The following is a 1,933-nucleotide window of genomic DNA, read 5'->3' as shown; positions in this document are numbered from 1 at the left end:
GAGATTTGGAAATTCTACTTTATACAATGATGAAATAGTTGATTTCTCTAGTCGAGGTCCTGGAATAATAGGAGATCCTAAACCTGACTTGATGAGTATTGGCGCATATGGTTTTACACCCTCTAATGTTCTAAAAACTACAAAGAACTCAAAGGAAGAATCTTTTTCCTTATTCGGAGGAACAAGTATGGCAGCACCATTAGTATCTGGTAGTGCTGCAATACTAATGGAAGGACTACATAAACAATCAAAAGAGTATGATCCATTTATAATTAAAAATATTTTAATGTCAACTGCACAGGATCTGCAAAATGATCCTTTCACTCAAGGTTCCGGATTAGTCGATGTAAATACTGCACTAGATTTTGTAAACGGAACAGAAGGAATGTTTCTTGTGTACAATGATGCTTCTTATAACAATATTAAAAAAATTTTAGACCCTACTCTTGAATCAATAAACTCAACATCTATCGGGTTTGAACAATTCAAATATCCTACAAAGACAATGCCTATGACAAGTTGGTTTGCAGGTCAATTACATCCCGGAGACCGCAGCAAAGCAACTTTCACAATTGAAAATCCAACAAACAAACCCATTAACATAACTATTAAACCCACAACTATATCTTTAATCAAAAATACCAAATATGATGGAATTACTAAAGTAGGCCAACAAGATTCAATTCTAAATAAATCAGGCACATTCATTCCAAATTATATTCCCCTATCTGATATCAAAGAACAAAAAGAACTAGGAAAACTTTTTGATGAAAACCTCATTCCAAAAGAATCATCATTAATGATCTTGAATCTAAATTTCCCATTTGATAATTTCATGAATAAAACAGTAGATTATGCAAATGACATGAAAATTTCTTCCTTATACGCTTATGATTGGATTGATAAAAACAACGACACAAAAATAACTAGCAATGAACTTTCCATGGTTAATAGAGCTGGCTCATGGGGAACTGTTCAAGAACTTAGAATTGCAGAACCAAATGAAAAATTCAAAGGAACTCCACTAGTTGGTGTGTATCCAATTCCAACTAGATACTCTTTCTATTTAGGTGACACAGGACAAAATTCCACATCAATGGATTACACATTAACTGCAAGTTACTATCAAAAAACTAAATGGTCTCTTATTTGGCCTGAGTCTGAAACAATTACAGTACCTGCAAATGATATTGCTAAAGTAGATGTCTCTTTGATTGCTCCAAATGATTTACAAACAGGAAATTATCAAGGATTCATTACATTTGAAGGTCAAAATCATTCTGTAAATACACCAGTATCTTTTATAATAAAAAAAGGAATTGATAAAAAAGACTCACTTGTACTAATTGAAGGAAAGCAAAACAACGATGTACTTTTTGGCAGTGGTTATGTAAAAGGAGCATTTGATATGTCAAATAGATACATGGCAGGTGATTGGCGACAATATTATTTTGATATCAAAGATAGTTCAATAAACTCTGCAGCAATAGAAATGTCCTGGAAAACTGACGATACAAATCTATCGGTATTTGTAATGGATCCTAAAGGAAGAATTGTTCAAAGCAATATGCCATCTGGAGTGTTTGGTCATTTTCTTGGTTGGCCTTCACTTGATTGGTTAGGTAATTCTGTTTTTAGTCAAGGTGGAGGATTCTTTCCAGTAAAAAATAAAGATGCAACTTCTACTGTTCTTTACATCCCAATTAATCAAACAGGAACATATGCTATATTGGCTCACTCTACATTATTTGGTGGAAATTCAACAACCGAACCAATAACAATTGCAGCTAAATTCTCAAACATTTCTTCTGAGATTATTTTAGATCAATCAAATAAAACTGAAATTATTTCCATGACAAATGTATCTGAATCTAATCCATTTAATCCAATCATCAGTAATGATTCAAAAATTATTGATGAATCTAAAATAAAT

At 32.3% G+C, this 1,933-nt stretch carries 1 protein-coding gene; it reads left to right on the top strand.

All coding sequences use genetic code 11. The features are described 5' to 3' along the window. The coding region (locus tag BG20_RS09735) for a S8 family serine peptidase (RefSeq protein WP_010194643.1) at positions 1–1,933 on the top strand (1,933 nt) is incomplete at both ends.

This window comes from Candidatus Nitrosarchaeum limnium BG20, assembly GCF_000241145.1.
GTDB lineage: Archaea > Thermoproteota > Nitrososphaeria > Nitrososphaerales > Nitrosopumilaceae > Nitrosarchaeum > Nitrosarchaeum limnae.
Note: the sequence above shows the minus strand (reverse complement) of the source record. Positions and strands in the feature narration are given on the sequence as shown.